The organism is Pseudomonas sp. Hp2 (assembly GCF_006386585.1).
Taxonomy (GTDB): domain Bacteria; phylum Pseudomonadota; class Gammaproteobacteria; order Xanthomonadales; family Xanthomonadaceae; genus Pseudomonas_S; species Pseudomonas_S boreopolis.
In genome coordinates this window covers 120,364-142,760 of record NZ_VAHJ01000004.1, presented here as the reverse complement: position 1 = coordinate 142,760, position 22,397 = coordinate 120,364, and the positions used below count along the sequence as shown (strand labels likewise).

The window sequence follows — 22,397 nt, the reverse complement described above, 5'->3', positions numbered from 1 at the left end:
AGACAGAAAAAGCAAAAGCAACGTCCATGGATCTTCGATCCCCGGCCATCGGGCATAGCCCGATGGCGCTCTGTGCCGCGCGAGCCGGTGGCTCGCATGCAGCGGCCCATCGCCCCCGCCTTCGCGGGGATGACGGTAGATAGATCTCTTGAAACTGACAGATGACGAAAGTCATTGGATCTTCGATCCCCCCGGCCACCGAGCCCAACCCGATGGCACCCAGCAGCGGCAAGCCAGCAGCCGCAAGCAGCGACCTTCGCCCGCCTTCGCGAGCGCAACCGCGGAGACATTGCGCGAAGGGTTCTTAGCGCCAGCGGAGCCGACCTCCCGATCGGCCCCGCGAAACAACTCCCTCAGCGCGCACGCGCCTCCGCCGCATCGGCCGCCCGCTCGGCCCGCTCCGCCGCCGCCTCGTTGGCACGCTGCGCCGCATCCATGCTGCGCGTCGCAGCCGCCGCCGCACGGGTCGCGGCGCGGACCTGCTCCCGGGCCTGCGCCATCGCCTGCTTCTGCTCGCGCATCGCCACCGCCTGCGCACGGCTCGCCTCGACACCGGCGCGGCGCGCTTCCTCCGCGGCCTGGCGCAGCTGCGGTCCCAGCAGCTCCATCTGCCGGCCGACCTCCTGCAACGCCAGCTGCGCGGCCTGGATACCCAGCTCGCCCGCACTGTCGGCCAGCGCGGCATGCTCCGGGCCGAGTTCAGCGAGCACGGCATCGTGGGCCTCGCGGCGGGCATCCGCGATGGCGCGGCTGATCTCGCGGCGATCTTCCTCGCTCAGCCATCCACCCTGCACGCTTGGCACGGGAGCGGCCGCCGGCATGGGCGCGGCCGCGGCCGCCGGTGGCGGGGCAGGCGGCGCGGCGGGAGCGGCCGCCTGGGCCGGAGCCGCCGGCGGCAGCGGAGCCACCGGCGCAGGGCTGCGATCGGCCCCGGCAGGCACGGTGACCGCTGGCGTTTCGCCCGGCGCGGCGGTGCCGGCGACCAGCCGCAGCGGCGTGATCGCCGCGATGGCCACCGCGCCGAGCAGCAGGCGCGTGCCCCAGCCCGGCGTGCCGGCGGCGTGTTGCAGCAACGTCAGGCGGCGCTTGAGGCTGAGGAAACTGGGCGAGGCGCTGGCCAGGCCGGCGTGCGGGCGCCGCGCCACGCCGAGCTGCACCAGCAGGCGGCCGTAGTCGTGCGCGCAGCGGCGGTTGCCCGCGACCACCGCCGCATCGCAGGCGGCCTCGCGCGCGATGCCGTACTCGCGCACGGCCAGCTGCACCGCCGGATGGAAGAAGAACAGGTGCTGGGCCAGCGCCGGCACCAGGCCAAGCCACAGGTCGCGGCGGCCCAGGTGGACCAGCTCATGGGTCAGCGCCATGTCGAGGTCGTCGTCGTTCATCGTGGCGAACCGGCGCGCCGGCAGCAGCAGCACCGGCCGCCACGGCCCCACCAGCTGCGGCGAATCGATCGCATCGCTGACCCGCAGTTGCGGTGCCTGGCGCAGCCCGTGCGCCTCGGCGGCCAGGCGCAGCGCCGCATCGAGGCGCGCGTCCGGGCACGGCCGCGCATCGCGCAGCAGGCGACGGCTGGCGCGGAAGGCGAACGCGGTGCGCAAGGCCAGCACCAGCACGCCGGCCAGCCACAGCGCCGCCACGGCATGGGTCCAGTCGAACCGCACCGCGCTGGCCGCCGGCGCGGCATCGGCAGCGGCCAGCGCCGGCACGACCATGGCCTCGACCTGCGCCGCCGGCAACAGCGGCAGCTCGACCGCGCCCGGCGCGAACAGGCCGACCAGCGCCTGCAGCGCGACCAGCCACCACAGCCAGCACTGGCTGGCGGCGGGCAGGCGCTTGAAGCCGCGGCACACCAGCCAGACCAGGCCGGCGAGCAGCAGCGTCTGCACGCTGGTCGCGGCCAGGCGTCCCAACAGCATGTCCAGGAACGTGTCCATCGTTCAGCCCTCCCGCCGCTGCGATTGCAGCTTGCTCACCAGCGCTTCCAGTTCGGCCAGCTCGTCGTCGCTGACCTCGGCCCGCTCGGACATCCACGCCACGAACGGCGAGAGCGAGCCTTGCAGGGTCTTCTCGACGAAATGCCCGATGGTGTTGCCGAGCACTTCGTCCTGTTGCGCGGTGGCGGCGTAGCGGTACACGCCGTCGACCCGGCGGCGGCGCAGGTAGGCCTTGGCGCGCAGGCGCTCCATCATGGTCAGCACGGTCGAGCGCGCCAGCCCGCGCGCCTCGCCGAAGCCGGCGGCGACCTCGCCGACGCTGGCCTCGCCGTGTTCGTCGATGTACTGCAGCAGGGCCAGTTCCTGGTCCCCGATCGTCTTGCGGCGCATGGCCCGCCTCCATGACTACAGATGTCGCCACGCTACGTGGTGGCGACATCTGTAGTCAATAGGCCGTTCGGCACATCGGAATGCGACCGTGGTCACGCCGTGGGGCGGGATCAGCCCTGCGGCCCGCCCATGACCGGCAGGATCGCGCCGGAGATGTAGCTGGCGGTGACCGGCGAGGCCAGGAACACGTAGGCCGGCGACAGCTCCTCCGGCTGCGCCGGGCGGCCCATCGCGCTGTCCTTGCCGAACTCGGCCACCGCCTCGGCCGGCTTGTCGGCGGGATTGAGCGGGGTCCATACCGGGCCGGGCGCGACCGCGTTGACGCGGATGCCGCGCGGTTGCAGCTGGCCGGCCAGTGCCATCGTGAAGGCATGGATGGCGCCCTTGGTCGCCGAGTAGTCCAGCAGCGCCTTGCTGCCGAACAGGCCGGTCTCCGAACCGGTGTTGATGATGCAGCCGCCGCGGCCGAGGTGCGGCACCGCTGCGCGCGCCATGCGGAAGTAGCCGCCGATGTTGGTGTCCAGCGTCATCTGCAGGTGCTCGTCGGTGAGGTCCTCGATGGCGTCGGCGTGCAGCTGGAACGCCGCGTTGTTGACCAGGATGTCGAGCCCGCCGAACGCTTCCACCGTCTGCCGCACCGCGTCCTCGCAGAACGCGCTGTCGCGCACGTCGCCCGGCAGCAGCAGGCAGCGCCGGCCTTCGGCCTCGACCTGCCGGCAGGTGGCCTGCGCATCCTCGTGCTCGTCGAGGTAGACCAGCGCCACGTCGGCGCCCTCGCGCGCGAACAGCACCGCCACCGCGCGGCCGATGCCGGAGTCGCCGCCGGTGACGATCGCGCGCATGCCCTTGAGCTTGTCGCTGCCCAGGTAGTCGGGCGCGAGATAGCGCGGTTCGACCGCCAGCTCGTGCTCGTTGCCGGGCTTGCGCAGGTGCTGGGCCGGCAACGGGTTCTCCGGCTGGCGGCGCGCGCCGGCCTGGGTCGGTTTCTTGGCCGCCTTCTTGGACGTCTTCCTGGCGGTCTTGGCGGCGTCCTTGCGATCGACCTTGCGCTGCAGGGTGCGCTGGCGGCCGGCGGTCTTTCCGGCGGCGGCGGAGGCGGTCTTGCGAGTGGCCATGGGGCGGTGATCTCCGTGTGGGGGAACGGTCAGGCGCGATCGGCCACGCCCTGCACGCCGGCGTGGCGCGCGCAGCTGGCGCAGCAGTAGATGGCGCCATCGCTCTCCACGCCGTGGCCGACGATGCGGCACTGGCAGTGCGCGCAGGCCGGGGCGAACGCGTGGATGGCGCACTCGAACGAGTCGAACGTGCCGCTGCGCCCCCCCTGGGACAGGGTGAACGCCTTGTCGTAGTCGTTGCCGCAGACGTCGCAGACGGGCATGGCGGGAATCCTCCATCGCGCGTGGGATCGCATTGCAGCCTGCCGGCCGGATCGATCAGGCCCGGTGACGAACGCGGGCAACACCTTCATGCCGCGCACACGCGCGCCGGGCCAAGCTCGCCGGAAAAACGCACGGAGAAACGCCATGTCCCGCCATTTCGCCCTGGCCGCCGCCGCGGTGCTCCTGTCCGCCTGCAGCACCGCGCAAATAGCCCAGGTGCAGCCCATCGACGGCGTCATCTCCGGGCAGTGCCATACCGACAAGGTCCGCGGCGCGGTGGGGTTGGCGGCCGCGCCGCAGACCGTCGAACGCGCGCGCGTGGACAGCGACAGCCTTTCCGTCGACGTGAGGCGCGGCACGCGCGCCGCTACCGGCGGCACGGCCAGCGGCGCGGCCGATCCGGCCCAGGGCGCCAGCGAATCCGGCGGCGACCGCCTGGTCATCGAGAAGGGCCCGACCAACAACATCACCGCGATCTACTGCGGCTGACCGGCACCGCTCCGGCCGGGGCGCACGGATCAGGAGGACCTGCGCCGCCGGTGCGCGCGCGCCAGGAACCGCAACGCGGCCTGCTCCCACTGCCGCTCGCCGCGCACCCCGGCGGCGAGCGATTGCAACGCGCCCTCGCGCCACGCCTCGAACACGCAAGGGTCGATGTAGGCCTTGCGGCACACCGCCGGCGTGTTGCCCAGCGCCTGCGCGACCTCGCGGACCACCTCGTTCTGCGCCTGCCGCAGCGCGCGCTCGCTGCGCGGCTCGGGCAACGGCCGCCGCGCCAGCCGCTGCAGTGCGGCCAGCGTGCCGCCCCAGGTCCGGAAGTCCTTGGCGGTGAAGTCCTCGCCGGTGGCCTCGCGCAGGTAGTCGTTGACCATGCCCGAGTCGACCGGCTGCAGCGTCCCGTCGTCGTCGCGGTACTGGAACAGCGCCTGGCCCGGCAGTTGCTGGCAGGCGCGCACCAGCTTGACCAGGCGCGCGTCGTCGATCGCGACGTCGTGTTCCTGCCCGCCCTTGCCGCGGAACTTCAGCCGCGCCCGGCCGCCGCTCAGGAACTCCAGGTGCCGGTTGCGCAGCGTGGTCAGGCCGTAGGAACGGTTGCTGCGGGCGTACTCGGCGTTGCCGACGCGCACCAGCGTCTCGGCCATCAGCGCGACCACGATCGCCAGCACCTTCCCGCGCGGGAAGCCCGGCAGCGCCAGGTCGCGGCGCAGGCGGCGGCGCAGCTTCGGCAGCGCCCGGCCGAAGGCGGCCACGCGCTCGAACTTGCCGTCGCCGCGCACCTGCGCCCAGTCGGGGTGGTAGCGGTACTGCTTGCGCCGCCGCGCATCGCGCCCGGTCGCCTGCAGGTGGCCGTCGGCGCGCCGGCAGATCCACACCTCGGTGTAGGCCGGGGGAATGGCCAGCGCGCGGATCCGCTGCAACGTCTCGCGGTCGGCGATGCGGGCGCCGTCCGCGTCGTGGTAGCTGAAGCCCTTGCCGGCGCGCCGGCGCCGGATCCCGGGCTGGTCGTCGCTGACGTAGACCAGCCCCGCGGCGCGCGCGGCCTGGCGCACTTCGTGCAGGGCATCGGCGATGGCGCGCGCGGAAACGGTGGATTTCATGCGGGACGGGCGAGGGGGGTACCCGGCCGGATTGTTGGCGGGCCGGTGCGCAGAAGGCGTCAACGCGCGCGGCCACGCCTGCATCGCCCGCGGCTTGTGCTTATGCTGTCGGCCCGCCCCCACTCCGGAGATCCCGATGAGGAACGAGCTGACCGCCTTCCGTCCGCGTGCCACCGGCCTGCTGCTGGTGTCCGCCCTGGTCCTGTCGTTGGCCGCCTGCCAACCGCCGGCGCCGGACGAACAGGAAGCCGTCGGCGCCCGCGCCCAGCAGGCCGCGGAGGCGGCCGCCACCCCGGCCCCCGCCACCGCGCCCGAGGCGCCCCCGGTCGGCACCTGCGATGCCACCCAGGCGCAGGCGCTGGTCGGCCAGCCGCTCACCGACGAGGCGACCCGGCAAGCGCAACAGGACACCCAGGCCAAGCACGTGCGCGTGCTCAAGCGCGGGCAGGCCGTGACGATGGAATTCGACGGCGAGCGGCTCAACATCGAGGTCGACGCGGACAACGTCGTCACCGGCGTGCGCTGCGGCTGACCGGCGCCCTCCGGAAGGGGTGCGCGCGGGGCCCGCGAAAGCCAAGCGCAGCAACGGTTTCCGGGCGTTCTCGTTGCACTTGCAACCGCAGTTGCGGCACCGCACCAACATGTGATGTAGTCGGTCGTCCGGTGACCTAACGAATGCGCTCCACGGAATGAGCGGGGACGTCAGTCGCCGCTTCTCCGGATCGCAACGAGGCACGCATGGCCCCCCGCACTCGCCAAGGGCTCCAAGACCCAGGTCTCTACGACGCACGCGACGAACGCGATGCGTGTGGCTTCGGCATGGTCGTCCAGCTGGACGACCAGCCGTCCCGATCGCTGGTGGACACCGCGATCGCCGCGCTCTCGCGCATGACCCACCGCGGCGGCGTCGCCGCCGACGGCCTCACCGGCGACGGCTGCGGCCTGCTGATCCGCAAACCCGACCCGTTCCTGCGCGCGCTGGCGCGCGAGGCCGGCATCGCGATCGGCGCGCGCTACGCCGCCGGCGTGGTGTTCCTGCCGCACGCCGAGGCCGACGCCGCGCGCTGCCGCGAGGAACTGGAGGCGCAGCTGCGCCGCGCCGGCGCCGAGCCGCGCGGCTGGCGCGTGGTGCCGACCGACGACCGCGTCTGCGGAGAACTGGCCAAGGACACCCTGCCGCGCATCGAACAGGTGTTCGTCGACGCCGGCGCCGGGCAGGGCGACGACGCCTTCGCGCTCTCGCTGTTCCTGGCCCGCCGTCGCGCCGAGCAGGCGCTGCGCGGGCACGCCGACTTCTACGTCACCACGCTCTCGCCGAGCGCGGTCAGCTACAAGGGCATGGTGCTGCCGGACAAGCTGAGCACGTTCTACCCGGACCTGCAGCGCAGCGAACTGGCCTCCAGCGCGGTGGTGTTCCACCAGCGCTTCTCCACCAACACGCTGCCGCGCTGGCCGCTGGCGCACCCGTTCCGGATGCTGGCGCACAACGGCGAGATCAACACCATCGAGGGCAACCGCCGCTGGGCGCAGGCGCGCAGCAAGGTCTGGAAGACCCCGAGGTTCGACATCGCCGAGTTCGACCCGGTGATCTCGATGCACGGCTCGGACTCGCAGAGCCTGGACAACATGCTCGAGCTGCTGGTCGCCGGCGGCATGGACCTGCTGCAGGCGCTGCGCATCCTGGTGCCGCCGGCCACCCAGTCGCTGGAGTTCAAGGACGCCGACCTGGCCGCGTTCTACGAGTTCCACGGCCTGAACACCGAACCGTGGGACGGCCCGGCCGGCATCGTCGCCTGCGACGGCCGCTACGCCGCCTGCACGCTCGACCGCAACGGCCTGCGCCCGGCGCGCTGGATGCTGACCTCCGACCGCCACTTCCTGGTCGCCTCCGAGGCCGGCGTGTGGGAGCTGCCGGCCGAGCGCGTCACCCGCAAGGGCAAGCTCGGCCCCGGCGAGATGATGGCGATCGACCTCAAGCGCGGCGACCTGCTCGACAGCGACGCGATCGACCGCATCAACCGCGCGCGCGCGCCGTACAAGCAATGGCTGCAGCAGGGCGTGACCTACCTGCAGACCGAGCTGATCGACCCGTCGCTGGCCGAGGAGCCGTTCGACGAGAAGACCCTGCGCAGCTACCACAAGCTGTTCCAGCTCAGCACCGAGGAAGTGGAACAGGTGCTGCGCCCGCTCGCCGAGACCGAGCAGGAAGCCACCGGCTCGATGGGCGACGACACCCCGATGGCGGTGCTCAGCCAGCACACCCGGCCGCTGTACGACTACTTCCGCCAGGCGTTCGCGCAGGTCACCAACCCGCCGATCGATCCGCTGCGCGAGAACTGCGTGATGTCGCTGACCACCCAGCTCGGCAAGGAGACCAACGTCTTCCACGCCGGCCCGGAGACGGTCAACCACGTCATCCTGAACTCGCCGGTGCTGAGCCAGCGCAAGCTGCGCCAGCTGCTGAAGATGGAGCAGTACGTCGAGCGCAACCGCCTGATCGATTTGTCCTACTCGGTCGAGGAAGGGCTGAAGGCCGGCATCGAGCGGATCTGCCGCGAGGCCGAGCAGGCCGCGCGCGACGGCGCGGTGATGCTGCTGCTGTCCGACCGCTACCCGGTGCCGGACCGTCCGATGGTGCACGCATTGCTCGCCACCGGCGCGGTCCACCACCACCTCTCGGCCAAGGGCCTGCGCTGCGACGTCAACCTGATCATCGAGACCGGCACCGCGCGCGACCCGCACCACATGGCGTGCCTGCTCGGCTTCGGCGCCACCGCGGTGTACCCGTACCTGGCCTACCAGACCCTGTTCGACCTCAACCGCCGCGGCATCCTCAAGCTCAAGCGCGGCAGCGGCGAGCCGATGCAGATCGGCCCGAGCTACCGCAAGGGCATCATCAAGGGGCTGAGCAAGATCATCTCCAAGATGGGCATCGCCACCATCGCCAGCTACCGCGGCGCGCAGCTGTTCGAGATCGTCGGCCTCGACGCGGACGTGGTCGCGCTGTGCTTCCCCGGCACCGTCTCGCGCATCGGCGGCGCCAACCTGGCGCGGCTGGACACCGAGGCGCGCGAGCTGGCCGCGCGCGCCTGGAACGACCAGCTCAAGCCGGAGGTCGGCGGGCTGCTCAAGTACGTGCATGGCGGCGAGTACCACATGTACAACCCGGACGTGGTGCTGACCCTGCAGCGCGCGACCCGCACCGGCAGCGCGGCGGACTGGCAGCGCTACACCGAGGCGGTGCACGCGCGCCCGCCGTCGGCGCTGCGCGACCTGCTGCAGCTGAAGAAGGCCGACGCGCCGACGCCGCTGGACCAGGTCGCCCCGGCCGAGGACGTGCTGCGCCGCTTCGACACCGCCGCGATCTCGCTCGGCGCGCTCTCGCCCGAGGCGCACGAGGCGCTGGCGATCGCGATGAACCGCCTGGGCGGGCGCTCCAACTCCGGCGAGGGCGGCGAGGACCCGGTCCGCTACGGCACCGAGAAGCGCTCCAAGATCAAGCAGGTCGCCTCCGGCCGCTTCGGCGTCACCCCCGAGTACCTGGTCAACGCCGAGGTGCTGCAGATCAAGGTCGCCCAGGGCGCCAAGCCGGGCGAGGGCGGCCAGCTGCCCGGCCACAAGGTCAACGAGCTGATCGCGCGGCTGCGCTACGCCAAGCCGGGCATCGGCCTGATCTCGCCGCCGCCGCACCACGACATCTATTCGATCGAGGACCTGGCGCAGCTGATCTACGACCTCAAGCAGGTCAACCCGACCGCGCTGGTGTCGGTGAAGCTGGTCTCGCACGCCGGCGTGGGCACGATCGCCGCCGGCGTGGTCAAGGCCGGCGCCGACCTGATCACCGTGTCCGGCCACGACGGCGGTACCGGCGCCTCGCCGGTCAGCTCGATCCGCTACGCCGGCGTGCCGTGGGAGCTGGGCGTGGCCGAGTCGCACCAGGCGCTGGTCGCCAACGACCTGCGCGAGCGCACCATCCTGCAGACCGACGGCGGCCTGAAGACCGGCCTGGACGTGGTCAAGGCGGCGCTGCTGGGCGCGGACAGCTTTGGCTTCGGCACCGCGCCGATGATCGTGCTCGGCTGCAAGTACCTGCGCATCTGCCACCTCAACAACTGCGCGACCGGCGTGGCCACCCAGGACGAGCGCCTGCGCGAGGGCTATTTCACCGGCCTGCCCGAGCGCGTGGAGAACTTCTTCCGCCTGCTCGCCGAGGAGGTGCGCGGCTGGCTGTCGTACCTGGGCGCGAAGTCGCTGGACGAGATCGTCGGCCGCACCGACCTGCTCGAGCAGCTGCAGGTGGCGCCGCGCGAAGGCGTCGGCGTCGACCTGTCGCGGCTGCTCAAGAACGCCCGCTACGACGCCGCGCACTGCGCCGCGCAGCGCCTGTACGAATCGCCGGACAGCCTGGCCACGCAGATGGACGGCCTGCTCGCCGACGCGATCGCGAACAAGCGCGGCGGCGAGCACCGTTTCCTGATCCACAACACCGACCGCTCGATCGGCGCGCGCCTGTCCGGCGCGATCGCGCGCGCGCACGGCAACCACGGCATGGACGAGGTGCCGATCACGCTGCGCTTCCGCGGCACCGCCGGGCAGAGCTTCGGCGCGTTCAACGCCGGCGGCCTGCACATGGAGATCGAAGGCGAGGCCAACGACTACGTCGGCAAGGGCATGGCCGGCGGCCGGCTGGTGGTCCGCCCGCCGCGCGGGGCGCGCTTCGAGGCGCGCAACACCGCGATCATCGGCAACACCTGCCTGTACGGCGCCACCGGCGGCGAGCTGTTCGCGGCCGGCCGCGCCGGCGAGCGCTTCGCGGTGCGCAACTCCGGCGCGCTGGCGGTGATCGAGGGCGCCGGCGACCACTGCTGCGAGTACATGACCGACGGCATCGTGCTGGTGCTGGGCCGGGTCGGCCTGAACTTCGGCGCCGGCTTCACCGGCGGCATGGCCTACGTGCTGGACGTGGAGCGCGACTTCGTGGACCGCTACAACCACGAGCTGATCGACATCCACCGCATCTCGGCCGAGGGCTTCGAGAGCCACCGCCAGCACCTGCACGGGTTGATCGGCCGGCACCGCGAGCTGACCGGCAGCATCTGGGCGCAGCAGATCCTCGACGAGTTCCGCGATTACGTCGGCAAGTTCTGGCTGGTCAAGCCCAAGGCGGCCAGCATCGAGTCGCTGAGCGAATCGCTTAGGCGGGCGGCGTGAACGCCGCCTTCGCCGGGATTCGGGATTCGGGATTCGGGATACGCAAAAGCGCATTCCGCCGGATTTACGCTTCCCGAATCTCCAATCCCGAATCCCGAATCCCGCCCCCATGAGCCGCAAGCACGTCTTCCAATTCCTAGACCTCCCGCGCCAGATGCCGCAGCGCATCCCGGTGGAGCTGCGCACCTCCGGCGACTGGGGCGAGCTGTACGGCAAGTTCGGCAAGGAGGAAGCCCAGTACCAGGCCGGCCGCTGCCTGGACTGCGGCAATCCCTACTGCAGCTGGAAGTGCCCGGTGCACAACGCCATCCCGCAGTGGCTGCAGCTGGTGCAGGAGAACCGCATCGAGGAGGCCGCGGCGCTGTGCCATTCGACCAACCCGCTGCCGGAGGTGTGCGGCCGGGTCTGCCCGCAGGACCGCCTGTGCGAGGGCAGCTGCACGCTGGAGGAGTTCGGCGCGGTCACCATCGGCGCGGTCGAGAAGTACATCGTCGATACCGCGCTGGCGTCGGGCTGGCGCCCGGACCTGGGCGCGGTCGAGCCGACCGGCAAGCGCGTGGCGGTGATCGGCGCCGGTCCGGCCGGCTTGGCCTGCGCCGACCGGCTGGCGCGCGCCGGCATCCAGGCGGTGGTGTTCGACCGCTACGAGCAGATCGGCGGCCTGCTGCAGTTCGGCATCCCCAGCTTCAAGCTCGACAAGAGCGTGATCGCCAAGCGCCGCGAGGTGCTGGAAGGCATGGGCGTGCAGTTCCGGCTCGGCATGGAGATCGGCAAGGACCTGACCATCGACGCGCTGGTGGACGAGTTCGATGCGGTCTTCGTCGGCACCGGCGCCTACCGCTACACCGATGGCGGCCTGCCGGGGCAGGACCTGAAGAACGTGCTGCCGGCACTGCCGTTCCTGGTGCAGAACAGCCGCATCGTCTCCGGCAACGACCCGTGGGGCCGGCCGATCGCCGGCTGGGAGGACAAGGTCGAACTGCCCGACCTGGCCGGCAAGCGCGTGGTCGTGCTCGGCGGCGGCGACACCGGCATGGACTGCGTGCGCAGCGCGATCCGCCTGGGCGCGGCCAAGGTGACCTGCGCCTACCGCCGCGACGAGGCCAACATGCCGGGCAGCGCGCGCGAGGTGGCCAACGCGCGCGAGGAAGGCGTGCGCTTCCTGTTCAACCGCCAGCCGCTGTCGATCGAGGGCGGCGCCGACGACGAGGCGATCGGCGTGACCGTGGTCGAGACCCGGCTCGGCGAGCCGGACGAACGCGGCCGCCGCAACGCCGAGCCGATCGAGGGCAGCGAATCGCTGCTGGAGGCCGACGTGGTGATCATCGCCTTCGGCTTCTCGCCGACCCTGCCGGAGTGGCTCTCGGCGCAGGGCGTGCAGGCGGCGCAGAACGGACGCATCGCGGTGGGCGGCAGCAAGCTGCCTTACCAGACCGCCAATCCCAAGCTGTTCGCCGGCGGCGACTGCGTGCGCGGCGCCGACCTGGTGGTCACCGCGGTGGCCGAGGGCCGCGACGCGGCCGCCAGCATCGCGCAGTGGCTGGGCGTGGCAGTGGCCGATCAGGCCGTGGCGGCCTGAAGATGCCCGTCACCTCGTAGAGCTTGCTGCGCTCTACGAGGTGAGGATGGCTGTCGTGGGAATCGGATGTCATCTATCCGCTGCACCCGGGATGCCCCAGCCATCGTCCTCCGCGCAGACGGGGACCCATTGACTTGGAGCATGCCGCGCGGAGAGCCAAAGGCACTGGGTCCCCGCCTGCGCGGGGACGACGATAGAAAGATCGAAGGTGGCCTCACCACGATCATTTCGACCGCACCGATTCCCGCTACCGCTCCTACCCCCCGACCACCTGCCCATCTTCCTTGACGAACGGCGTCGCCAGCGGCGGCAGGATCTGCAGCGTCACTTCCGATGGCCGGCACAGCCGCGTGCCCAGCTCGGTCTCGACGAAGGGCCGGTTGATCAGGACCGGCTCGGCCAGCATCGCGTCGAGCAACGCCTCCTCGTCCAGCGCCGGATCGTCCAGCCCGCGCTCGCGGTAGGCCGGCTCCTTGGCGCGGATCGCCTCGCGCACGCCCAGACCGGCCGCGGCGATCATCGCCTTCAGCCGCTCGCGGTCGGGCGGCTGCTTGAGGTACTCGATCACCTCCGGCTCGATGCCGGCATGGCGCAGCAGCGCCAGCACGTTGCGCGAGGTGCCGCAGCGCGGGTTGTGCCAGATCGTCGCGCGCATGTCAGGCCGCCTTGCCGAGCGTGGCCATGTCGATCACGAAGCGGTATTTCACGTCGCCCTTGAGCATGCGCGCATAGGCCTGCTCGATCTCGTCCATGCGGATCATCTCGATGTCGGAGACGATGCCGTGCCTGGCGCAGAAATCCAGCATCTCCTGGGTCTGGCGGATGCCGCCGATCAGCGAGCCGGCCAGGGTGCGGCGCTTCATGATCAGGTTGAACACGGTCGGCGCCGGGTGCGGATGCTCGGGCGCGCCGACCAGCACCATCGCGCCGTCGCGCTTGAGCGCGTTGAGGAACGGATCGAGGTTGTGCTGCGCGGCCACGGTGTTGAGGATGAAATCCAGCGAGTTCGCCTGCGCGGCCATCTGCTCGGGGTCCTTCGACACCACCACCTCGTCCGCGCCCAGGCGCAGCGCATCGGCGCGCTTTTGCTCGGAGGTGGTGAACAGCACGACCTTGGCGCCCATCGCCTTGGCGATCTTCACGCCCATGTGGCCCAGGCCGCCCAGGCCGACGATGCCGACCTTCTGGCCGGGACCGACCTTCCAGTGCGCCAGCGGCGAATACGTGGTGATGCCGGCGCACAGCAGCGGCGCCACCGCGGCCAGCTCGTCTTCGCCGTGGCGGATCTGCAGCACGTAGTTCTCGTCCACGACGATGTGGTCGGAGTAGCCGCCGTAGGTGTTCTCGCCGCCGAACATTGGCCCGTTGTAGGTGCCGGTGAAGCCGGCCTCGCAGTACTGCTCCTCGCCTTCCCGGCAGGACGGGCAGGTGCGGCAGCTGTCGACCATGCAGCCGACGCCGGCGATGTCGCCGACCTTGAAGCCCTTCACCTCGCTGCCGACCGCGCTGACCCGGCCGACGATCTCGTGGCCCGGTACCGACGGATAGAGCGTGTTCTGCCATTCGTTGCGCACGGTGTGCAGGTCGGAATGGCAGACGCCGCAATAGAGGATGTCGATGCGAACGTCGTGCGGGCCGGGCTCGCGGCGCTCGAAGGAGAACGGGGCGAGCGCCTGGTCGGCGGAACGGGCGGCATAGCCGTGGGCATGGCTCATGGTGGATCTCCGGAAAGGGCACGGCCACGGTGGCGTGCGCGTACCGTGCCGGGCAGGTGAGGGGATGGGCCAAGCTTAGACCACTGCCGCGTTGCGGCGGCATGACACAGCGTTGTGCCCAGGCGCTTGCGGTCGCGGTCGCATCGGTTCCGCGAACCGTTCCGCAGAACCGCGCACGGGATGGCGTCGTCCATGCCGCGCTAACGAAACCGCGCCTAGGCTCTGGTCGGTTGTGTCCGCCCCGCGCGGCACGCCATCCCGACATTTCCCCCGCTGTCAGGAGTCCCGCCCCATGACGATCCGTTCCCGCTCGCGCCGGCGATCCGCCCTGTTGCTGGCACTGGCCCTGCTGTCCGCGCCGCTGGCGCATGCCGCCGACGCGCTGAAGTACGCCGGCGTCAACCTCGCCGGCGCCGAGTTCAATTCCGGCAAGCGCCCCGGCGTGCTCTACAAGGACTACACCTATCCGGCCGCCTCCGACTACGCCTACTTCGCCGGCAAGGGCATGAACATCGTGCGCCTGCCGTTCCTGTGGGAGCGCCTGCAGCCCCAGGCGGGAGGCGAGCTGGACGCCGAGCAGCTCGCGCTGCTGAAGAAGGCGGTCGAGCAGGCCAAGGCCAACGGCCTGCACCTGATCCTGGACGTGCACAACTACGCCAAGTACAACGGCACCCGGATCGACCAGCTCGAAGGCGGCAGCGCCGCGCTGGCCGACCTGTGGAAGCGCCTGGCCGGCGAGTTCGGCAACGACGATGCGGTGATCTTCGGCCTGATGAACGAGCCCAACGGCATCTCCGCCACCGACTGGGCCGCCGTCGCGCAGGCCTCGATCAACGCGATCCGCACCGCCGGCGCGCGCAACCTGATCCTGGTGCCGGGCACGGCCTATACCGGCGCCCACAACTGGGTCAGCGGCGGTTACGGCGCCACCACAAACGCCCAGGCGCAGGACGACCTGCACGATCCGCTGAACCGCTACGCGGTCGAGCTGCACCAGTACCTGGACGCCAACTACAGCGGCACCAGCGCCGACTGCGCCAGCCCGACCATCGGCGCGGACAAGCTGCGCGGCGTCACCGCCTGGCTGCGCGAGCAGGGCAAGCAGGGCTTCCTCGGCGAGTTCGGCGCCGCCGACAACGAGACCTGCCGCCAGGCCCTGGACGGCCTGCTCGCCTTCCTCGAGGAGAACCGCGACGTCTGGCTGGGCTGGACCTACTGGGCCGCCGGCGCCTGGTGGAGGCCGGACTATCCGTTCAACGTGCAGCCCAGCAAGGAAGGCGCCGACAAGCCGCAGATGGAGATCCTGGTACCGCACGCGAAGAAGGTGACGGGGGCGCCGTAGCGGTTCCGTCACCCGGCCTGCCGCAAGCGCTGTGGGAGCGACTTCAGTCGCGACTGAAGTCGCTCCCACAGAAGCTATCTCCGCGCCTGCGCACTAGACTTCCCTCTCCATCACGCCGAGGGGATCGCACGCATGCGTCTGGGACTGGCCGCCAACCAACTCCACCACCAGGGCGCGGATGCCGCGCTGTTCCGCTGGCTGCGCGCCTGCGAAGCCGGCATCCGCGAGCTCGGCCTCGGCCTGCATGCGGTCGGCCGCACCTACGACGCCATCGAGCGCGCCGGCCTGCTGCGCGGCCACCCCGGCCTGAAGCGCTATCCCTACGGGCGCGAGGGCGGCCTGATGAAGCTGGTCGCCGAAGTGGTCGGGCTGGAAGGCGCCGGGCGCACGCTCGACGGCGCGGTCTACCTGATCGATCCGGTCGACCCGTCCTCGATCTTCCCCGAGGCGATCGCGCTCAAGCGCCAGTGCGTGATCCATGGCAAGCCGTTCATATCGACCGTCGCTTCGGCGCGCGACTGGGTCGAGATGGAACGCATCCATGCCGGCCTGGCCCCGGACCCGGGCGCCGACGACCTGCACGCGCTGGAAGCGCAGACGCTGGCGCTGATCGCGCACGACGCGATGAAGCCGCAGATGCTGGCCTTCGCCGCCGAGCACTTCGACCTGCTGTCGCGCTTCGCGCACCGGGTCGGCACCGGCACCACCGGCCAGCGCCTCAACGAGATGGCCTGGAGCCGCGGCTGGCCGCAGGACCGCCCCTGGGTGCAGCGCTACGAAAGCGGTCCGATGGGCGGCGACGCCCAGATCGCCGACCGCGTGCTGGAAAAGGACTGCCAGCGCGCGGTGTTCTTCGAGGACCCGCACGTCGCCCGCCAGCACGAAGCCGACATCCAACTGCTGGAACGCGCCGTCACCACCGTCACCGACCACGCCGTGTGCATCACCTCCCCGGCTGTCGCCGCACGCTGGGCCAAGGCCGTGCAATTGCGCCGGGAGCGGACAACAGCCGCCTGACCGATACGCAAGCGCAGCTGCGGGCGCGTGGGCGGGGTGCGCTTGATCGGCCGTTCGGCTGCTGAAAAGCGCTTCTCGCTTCCTCGGGGGATGCCGACAGTCGAGATTACGCGAGCAGGGAAATGGCACGGGCGAGACCGATCGCGAGCAAGCCGCCAGGTTCCCGCCTTCGGGAACGACGATGAGGAGGCAGGGAAGACACATGCCGCCGCCCTAAAAGAACCCGCCCACCGCACGCTCCATTCCCCGTCATCGCCATGTCATCCCCCGCCACGAAAATCCCCGCCTTTTCACGGTGCAGGGGGAATGCATGGTGGTGGGGTTGCTTCGTCGCGTCGTCCTGGCCGCTTGCCTGGCATTGCCCTTGTGCGCCCAGGCGCAGGAAGCCGAACGCCTGCGCATCCACGGCTCCAACACCATCGGCGAACGGCTGATGCCCGCGCTGGTGGAGGACTGGCTGCGTTCCATCGGCTACGGCGACCTGCAACGCGCCTCGCCCTCCGCTGCGCTCACCGAAATACGCGCCGTGCGCGACGGCCAGCCCCTGCTCGTGCAGATCGACCGGCGCGGCTCGACCCACGGCCTGCAAGCGCTGGTCCAGGGCCAAGCCGAACTGGCCATGAGCACGCGCCCGCCGAACGCCGCCGAGCGCGAGGCCGGCTGGCAGCTCGGCGATCTGTCCTCGCCCGACCAGCAGTTCGTGCTCGCGCGCAACGGCGCGCGCGTGCTGGTCGCGCAGGACAACCCGCTGCGCCAGCTCGATCTCGAGCAACTGCGCGCGCTGCTGGCCGGACGCGTCGGCAACTGGAAGCAGCTCGGCGGCGCCGACCGCCCGTTGCACCTGCTCTGCAGCGATGGCGGTGCCGGGCTGGCCGACTACCTGCGCCAGCGCGTCGGGGCGCTGGAGCGGCGCGCCTGCACCCGCACGCTGCGCGACCTGCGCGCGGTCGCGGCCGCCGTCGCCGCCGACCCGCAGGCGATCGCGCTGGTCGAGCTGGCCACGCCGGCGGTCGCCGGCACGCGCGCGCTGGCGGTTTCCGACGGCGGCATCGCCGTGCGGCCGGACGCGGTCGGCGTGCGCAGCGAGGACTATCCGCTGGTGCAGCGCTACACCGTCTACGGCGGCCAGATGATGTCCGCGCTGGGCCGCAGCCTGGCGCTGTACCTGCTCGGCCCCTCGGCGCAGCGCGTGGTGGCGCGCCAGGGATTCGACGCGATGACGCTGCCTCCCCCGGCCGGCGATGCGGCGCCCGCCGCGGCCGCGGACGACGCCTATGGCCAGGCCGTCGCCGGCGCGGTGCGCCTGCCGCTGGGCGTGCGCTTCGACCTGCGCTCGCTCAGCACGATGTTCGAGGGCGGCTCGGCCCAGGACCTGGACCGGCTGGTGGCCTGGATGCAGCAGCCGCAATACCGGCACCGGCCGCTGGCGGTGGTCGGCTTCGCCAACGCGGATCCGGCGAACAAGCTGTTCCCGACCATCGCCAGCAACGATCGCGCCGACATCGTGGCCGGCTACCTCGCCGAGCGCGGCATCGTGGTGCAGCGCGCGCGCGGCCTGGGCGCGGTCCGGCCGCTGGCCGGCGCGTCCGACCCGGCCGCGCGCCAGCGCAACGAACGCGTGGAGATCTGGCTGCTCTAGCGTCCGCGCGTGCCGTCGCGGCGGGATCGCGCCGGCCAGGCCGGGTTCACCTGGCTGAACCCCCGCTCCCGGGCCGGCGCGGTTTTCACCCGCGCGCGATCCCCGGCTGCCGACGATGGCCTCTCCCACACTCCCAGGAGGAGATGCCGATGCGCACGACGATGCATACGACCCTGCTGGCCACCGCGCTGGCCATGGCCGGCGCCGTCCCCAGCGCCTTCGCCCAGGGGCAGGCGCCCGCGGGCGAAGCGATGACCGAGGCCCAGGTCACCGCGCTGCTGGCCGGCAAGGGTTTCCGGAACGTCCATGACGTGAAGTTCGAGCACGGCCTGTGGCAGGCCGATGCCGACAGCGGCGACGGCAAGGACGTGGACCTGAGGATCGACCCGGTGAGCGGCCGCATCTACGGCGACCAGAAGACCTCGCGCCTGGGCGAGGCCGACATCCGCGCGGCGCTGGCGGCCGGCGGCTATTCCAAGGTCCACGACCTCAAGTTCGAGGACGGCCTGTGGCAGGCCGAGGCGGAGCGCCCCGGCGGCCAGGACGCCGTGGTGTACGTGGATCCCAACGACGGCCGGGTGATCGGCTCGCAGAACGACTGAGCCCGCCTCGCCCGGCACGGCGGGAACGCCCCTCTCCCCGCGGGAGAGGGGCGCCGGGATCACTTGGCGGCCTTGCCCGCCATCATGCGGTCGCGCGCGGCCTTGAACGGATTGCCCTGGTACCAGTTGGGCCAGCGGTCGCCCGCCGCCAGTTCCTTGCCGACGCCGTACAGCGCCTGCAGGTCCTCGACGTTGCCGTCGAGCTTCCAGGTGGCCGGGTCGAACTGGTCGCACGGCGCGTGGTAGCACTTGGCGTAGTCCTCGGCGGCCTTGCGGCCGGCCGCGGTGCCGCCCTCGCGCAGGTCCTCGCCGCCGTCGGCGTACAGCGCGGGCACGCCGGCCTTGGCGAAGTTGAAGTGGTCCGAGCGGAAGTACGAGCCGTTCTGCGGCGAGGCCTCGCCGTGCAGCACGCGGCCCTGCATCGCGGCGATCGGCTTGAGGATGTCCTCCAGTTCCGAGCTGCCCATGCCGACCACGGTGATGTCCTTGGCCCGCCCGGCGATCGACATGGCGTCGATGTTGATCACGCCTGCGATCTTGTCGAGCGGGAAGGTCGGGTGCGCGACGTAGTACTGCGAACCGAGCAGGCCCGACTCCTCCAGCGTCACCGCCAGGAACACCACCGAGCGCTGCGGCTTCGGGTCCTGGTGCGCGAACGCCTCGGCGACCTCGAGGATGCCGGCCACGCCGGTCGCGTTGTCCACGGCGCCGTTGTAGATGTTGTCGCCGCTCTCGCCCTCGTGCTTGCCGAGGTGGTCCCAGTGCGCCATGTACAGCACCGCCTCGTCGGCACGGCTGCTGCCCGGCAGCACGCCGACCACGTTGCGCGAGGTCTTCTGCGCGATCGTGCTCTTCAGGTCCACCGACCAGGTGGCCTTCAGCGGCACCGGCTTGAAGCCGCGCTTGCTCGCCGCCTTGTATTCCTCGTCGAGGTCGAGCCCGGCGTCGGCGAACAGCTGGCGCGCCACGTCGCGGGTGATCCAGCCCTGCACCGGCAGGCGCGGCGCCGGGTCGTCCTTGGCCGGCAGGTCGTACTGCGCGCCGGACCAGGAGTTCTTGACCACGTCCCAGCCGTAGCTGGCGCCGGGCGTGTCGTGGACGATCAGCGCCGCCGCCGCGCCCTTGCGCGCGGCTTCCTCGAACTTGTAGGTCCAGCGCCCGTAGTAGGTCATGCGCTTGCCTTCGAACAGCGTGTCGTCGCCGGTGTGGAAGCCCGGGTCGTTGACGAACATCACCACCGTCTTGCCCTTCCAGTCCTGCCCGGCGTAGTCGTTCCACCGCTGCTCGGGCGCGTCGACGCCATAGCCGACGAACACCAGCTCGCTGCCGTCGATCTTCACCTCCGGCTGGCCGGTGCGCGTGCCCACCACGATGTCGTCGCCGAACTTCAGCGTGCGGCTCTTGCCGCCGGACACCAGGACCGGCGCGGTGCGCTCGTCGGCGGTGGTCTCCACCATCGGTACTTCCTGGAACCAGCTGTCGCCGTTGCCCGGCTGCAGGCCGATGCGCTGCATCTGGTCGCGGATGTAGTTGACGGTCTTTTCCTCGCCGGCGGTGCCGGGGCCGCGGCCCTCGAAGCCATCGGAGGCCAGGGTCTTCACCAGCTCGGCGAAATCGCCCTGGGTGATCTCCGGCGAGAACGCGTGCGCGCTGGCCGGGGCGGCCGCGCTCGCGACGGTGTCGGGTTGCGCGGGCGCGGCGGGCGCCGCCTCCGGTTCGCGCTTGCACGCTGCCAGCGCCGCGGTCGCGGCCAGGCAGAGCAGGATCTTGCGGGACATCGGGACTCCTCGGTTCGACGAAGCCCCGATTCTAGGACGTGTCAATCGCCCGGGGCGACCTCGCTGTCGAAGGTCTGCGCGGTGGCGCCGCTGACGCTGCCGACCTTGGCGGTGCGATGCACGTACAGGGTGACCTCGCGCTCGAACTCGAGCGAGCCGTCGACCACCGCGTTCGGCCCGATCACCACCCGCGGCTTGCGCGCCGGCTTGAACGAGAGGCTGAAGCCGGGCTTGCGGATCGCGATGTCGCCGGTCACGTGCGAACCGACGCCGACGGTGATGTCGCCGCTGACCGTCTCGATGCCGCCTTGCAGCCGGGTGTCGACCAGCCCGATGCTGCCGTTGACGGTCTCCAGGCCGCCGCGCACCTCGCTGCCGCGGTCGATGAACACCCCGCCGTTGACCGTCTCGATGCCGCCGTCGACGATCGCCTGCGCGCCCACGTTGATGCTGCCGTTGACGGTGGACAGCCCGCGGGTCTGCGCATGCGCGCCGACCGAGATGCCGCCGTTCACGGTCTGCGCCTCGCGCACCTTCGCGCCCTCGCCGATCTCGATGCTGCCGTTGACCGTATCCAGGTCGCCGTACTGCCGGCCGGCCTCGGCGACGATGCGGCCGTTGACCTTGCTGATGTCCTCGTCGGCCCAGGCCGGGCCCGCGGCCAGGGCGACCGCCAGCCCCAGCGCCAGATGCAAACGGTTCATCGCTACCTCCCGCCGGTGGCGGCATTGCCTGATTCCGCGGCGATCACACCACGCTTGGCTACAATCCGCACCTGTCTGAAGTCACTGGACCTTCCCGCTTGCATCCGCCTTCCCGCCGCAAGGACATGCCGCTCCGGCTCGCCGCCGGCCTGACCCTGGCCGCGGTCCTGGCCAGCGGGGTCGCCGGTCCCGGCCAGGCGCAGAGCCAGCGCGAGACCGAGCGCAAGCTCGCACAGATGCAACGCGAGCTGAAGAGCATCAGCGAGGAGCGGCGCAAGCTCGAAGGCCAGCGCGGCGAAGCCGCGCGCAAGCTGCGTGAAGCGGACGAGAAAGTGGCCCGCTCGGCGCGCCAGCTGGCGCAGACCGAAAGCGCCCTGCGCGAGCAGCAGCAGACGCTGGCCGAGCTGCAGGACAGGCGCGAGCGCCTGCGCAGGAGCCTGGAGGCGCAGCGCGCGCAGCTGGCCGCGCTGCTGCGCGCGGCCTACCAGGTCGGCGGCAACGCGCCGCTCAAGCTGCTGTTGTCGCAGGACAGCGCCGCCGACGCCAATCGCGTGCTGGCCTACCACCGCTACGTGCAGAACGAGCGCGCCGCGAAGATCCAGGGCCTGACCGCCGACCTGCAGTCGCTGCAGCAGGTCGAGCAGGAGATCCAGTCGCGCCAGCAGGCGCTGGCCGAGGCCAGGCAACAGCAACAGCAGCAGACCGGCGCGCTGCAGCGCGACCGCAAGCAACAGGCCAGCACCGTCGCCCAGCTGGACGATCGCTACAAGGAGCGCAGCGAGCGCGAGAAGGCGCTCGGCGAGGACACCAAGGCGCTGGAGAAGCTGCTGGCGAACCTGCGCGCCGCGGCCGCGCGGGCCGAAGCCGAACGCCGTGCCGCGGCCAAGCGCGCCGCCGAACAGGCCGCCGCCGAAGCCAAGGCCGGGGGCAGCCGCAAGCCCGGCAAGACGCCGCCGAAGGTCGTCGCCAACGCGCCGGCGCCCAAGGTCGGCGGCCTGAGCTGGCCGGTCTCGGGCAACCTGCTGGCGCGCTTCGGCGGCACCCTGCCGGACGGGCGCACCAGCAACGGCGTGCTGATCGGCGCACCGCTCGGCAGCACCGTCGGCGCCGTCGCCGACGGCACCGTGGTGTTCTCCGACTGGATGACCGGCTACGGCATGATCCTGATCATCGATCACGGCAACGGCTACATGAGCCTGTACGCGCACAACGAGTCGCTGTTGCGCGACGCCGGCACGGCGGTGAAGCGCGGCGAAGCCGTGGCCAAGGTCGGCAACTCGGGCGGGCAGGGCGTCCCGGCGCTGTACTTCGAGCTGCGCCGCAACGGCCAGCCGGTCGATCCCTCGTCCTGGCTGCAGCGGCGCTGAGAAGCCGGGACCCGGAAGGGCGACAAGCCCGGGGCAGGGATCGAGCGATCCAATGCCTTTCTGTTTTCGGCTTTTCCGCAGGAGGGACTTCAGTCCAGACGGCAAGCCAGCAAAGCCCGTCGGGACTGAAGTCCCTCCCACG

18 protein-coding genes are annotated in these 22,397 nt (G+C 71.4%); 9 read left to right on the top strand and 9 right to left on the bottom strand.

The annotated features are described in order from the left end of the window. Positions 1-353: 353 nt before the first annotated feature. The 4 genes from FD678_RS13705 to FD678_RS13690 form a co-directional block, all read right to left on the bottom strand. Entirely contained in the window at positions 354-1,934 is a 1,581-nt protein-coding gene (locus tag FD678_RS13705; protein ID WP_140724602.1) for a M56 family metallopeptidase, read from the bottom strand. Positions 1,935-1,937: 3 nt separating this feature from the next. Then, on the bottom strand, positions 1,938-2,324 hold the full coding sequence (locus FD678_RS13700; RefSeq protein WP_140724599.1) for a BlaI/MecI/CopY family transcriptional regulator: 387 nt from the start codon (positions 2,322-2,324) through the stop codon (positions 1,938-1,940). Between the two features lie 110 nt (positions 2,325-2,434). Then, the gene (locus tag FD678_RS13695) at positions 2,435-3,439 is read right to left on the bottom strand and encodes an SDR family oxidoreductase (RefSeq protein ID WP_140724596.1); all 1,005 of its coding nucleotides are present in this window, start codon (positions 3,437-3,439) and stop codon (positions 2,435-2,437) included. A gap of 29 nt (positions 3,440-3,468) precedes the next feature. After that, positions 3,469-3,702, bottom strand: a complete 234-nt coding sequence (locus FD678_RS13690) for a hypothetical protein (RefSeq protein WP_140724593.1) — start codon at positions 3,700-3,702, stop codon at positions 3,469-3,471. A 145-nt stretch (positions 3,703-3,847) separates the two neighbouring features. Between FD678_RS13690 and FD678_RS13685 the strand changes: the two genes are divergently transcribed. Beyond that, positions 3,848-4,192, top strand: a complete 345-nt coding sequence (locus FD678_RS13685) for a hypothetical protein (RefSeq protein WP_140724589.1) — start codon at positions 3,848-3,850, stop codon at positions 4,190-4,192. A gap of 29 nt (positions 4,193-4,221) precedes the next feature. Here FD678_RS13685 and FD678_RS13680 read toward each other — a convergent pair whose 3' ends face one another. Then, positions 4,222-5,301 (bottom strand): DNA topoisomerase IB, encoded by a 1,080-nt coding sequence (locus FD678_RS13680; RefSeq protein WP_140724586.1) that lies wholly within the window; start codon positions 5,299-5,301, stop codon positions 4,222-4,224. A gap of 136 nt (positions 5,302-5,437) precedes the next feature. On the opposite strand from FD678_RS13680, the gene FD678_RS13675 reads away from it, so the two are divergent. The 3 genes from FD678_RS13675 to FD678_RS13665 all read left to right on the top strand — a co-directional run bounded on the left by FD678_RS13675 (position 5,438) and on the right by FD678_RS13665 (position 12,091). Continuing rightward, positions 5,438-5,833, top strand: a complete 396-nt coding sequence (locus FD678_RS13675; RefSeq protein ID WP_140724582.1) for an I78 family peptidase inhibitor — start codon at positions 5,438-5,440, stop codon at positions 5,831-5,833. 206 nt (positions 5,834-6,039) lie between these two features. Continuing rightward, entirely contained in the window at positions 6,040-10,512 is a 4,473-nt protein-coding gene (gene gltB, locus FD678_RS13670) for a glutamate synthase large subunit (RefSeq protein WP_140724578.1), read from the top strand. Between the two features lie 109 nt (positions 10,513-10,621). Beyond that, positions 10,622-12,091: an FAD-dependent oxidoreductase gene (locus FD678_RS13665; RefSeq protein ID WP_140724575.1), complete on the top strand. Its 1,470-nt coding sequence runs from the start codon at positions 10,622-10,624 to the stop codon at positions 12,089-12,091. Between the two features lie 256 nt (positions 12,092-12,347). Here the strand turns inward: FD678_RS13665 and arsC are convergent, their stop codons facing one another. Both arsC and FD678_RS13655 read right to left on the bottom strand, forming a co-directional pair. Then, complete coding sequence (gene arsC, locus FD678_RS13660; RefSeq protein ID WP_140724572.1) at positions 12,348-12,746, bottom strand: arsenate reductase (glutaredoxin); 399 nt, start codon at positions 12,744-12,746, stop codon at positions 12,348-12,350. Between the two features lies 1 nt (position 12,747). Continuing rightward, positions 12,748-13,806, bottom strand: coding sequence for an NAD(P)-dependent alcohol dehydrogenase (locus FD678_RS13655; protein ID WP_140724569.1), 1,059 nt, complete (start codon positions 13,804-13,806; stop codon positions 12,748-12,750). A gap of 292 nt (positions 13,807-14,098) precedes the next feature. On the opposite strand from FD678_RS13655, the gene FD678_RS13650 reads away from it, so the two are divergent. From FD678_RS13650 to FD678_RS13635, 4 genes are all read left to right on the top strand, one after another. Beyond that, positions 14,099-15,148 (top strand): glycoside hydrolase family 5 protein, encoded by a 1,050-nt coding sequence (locus FD678_RS13650; protein WP_140724566.1) that lies wholly within the window; start codon positions 14,099-14,101, stop codon positions 15,146-15,148. 132 nt (positions 15,149-15,280) lie between these two features. Next, the gene (locus FD678_RS13645; RefSeq protein WP_140724563.1) at positions 15,281-16,165 is read left to right on the top strand and encodes a methylglyoxal synthase; all 885 of its coding nucleotides are present in this window, start codon (positions 15,281-15,283) and stop codon (positions 16,163-16,165) included. 316 nt (positions 16,166-16,481) lie between these two features. Next, a complete protein-coding gene (locus tag FD678_RS13640) occupies positions 16,482-17,804 on the top strand; it encodes a substrate-binding domain-containing protein (RefSeq protein ID WP_218569724.1) in 1,323 nt (440 codons plus the stop codon). Between the two features lie 149 nt (positions 17,805-17,953). Continuing rightward, positions 17,954-18,406, top strand: a complete 453-nt coding sequence (locus FD678_RS13635) for a PepSY domain-containing protein (protein WP_218569723.1) — start codon at positions 17,954-17,956, stop codon at positions 18,404-18,406. 59 nt (positions 18,407-18,465) lie between these two features. Here the strand turns inward: FD678_RS13635 and FD678_RS13630 are convergent, their stop codons facing one another. Both FD678_RS13630 and FD678_RS13625 read right to left on the bottom strand, forming a co-directional pair. Beyond that, positions 18,466-20,184, bottom strand: a complete 1,719-nt coding sequence (locus tag FD678_RS13630) for a M28 family metallopeptidase (protein WP_140724556.1) — start codon at positions 20,182-20,184, stop codon at positions 18,466-18,468. Positions 20,185-20,225: 41 nt separating this feature from the next. Further along, a complete protein-coding gene (locus FD678_RS13625) occupies positions 20,226-20,888 on the bottom strand; it encodes a hypothetical protein (RefSeq protein ID WP_140724553.1) in 663 nt (220 codons plus the stop codon). A 98-nt stretch (positions 20,889-20,986) separates the two neighbouring features. Here FD678_RS13625 and FD678_RS13620 point away from each other — a divergent pair, with 98 nt between their 5' ends. Further along, positions 20,987-22,255 carry a murein hydrolase activator EnvC family protein gene (locus FD678_RS13620; protein ID WP_218569722.1) on the top strand — a complete coding sequence of 423 codons (1,269 nt, stop codon included), beginning with the start codon at positions 20,987-20,989 and terminating at the stop codon, positions 22,253-22,255. Positions 22,256-22,397: the final 142 nt, after the last annotated feature.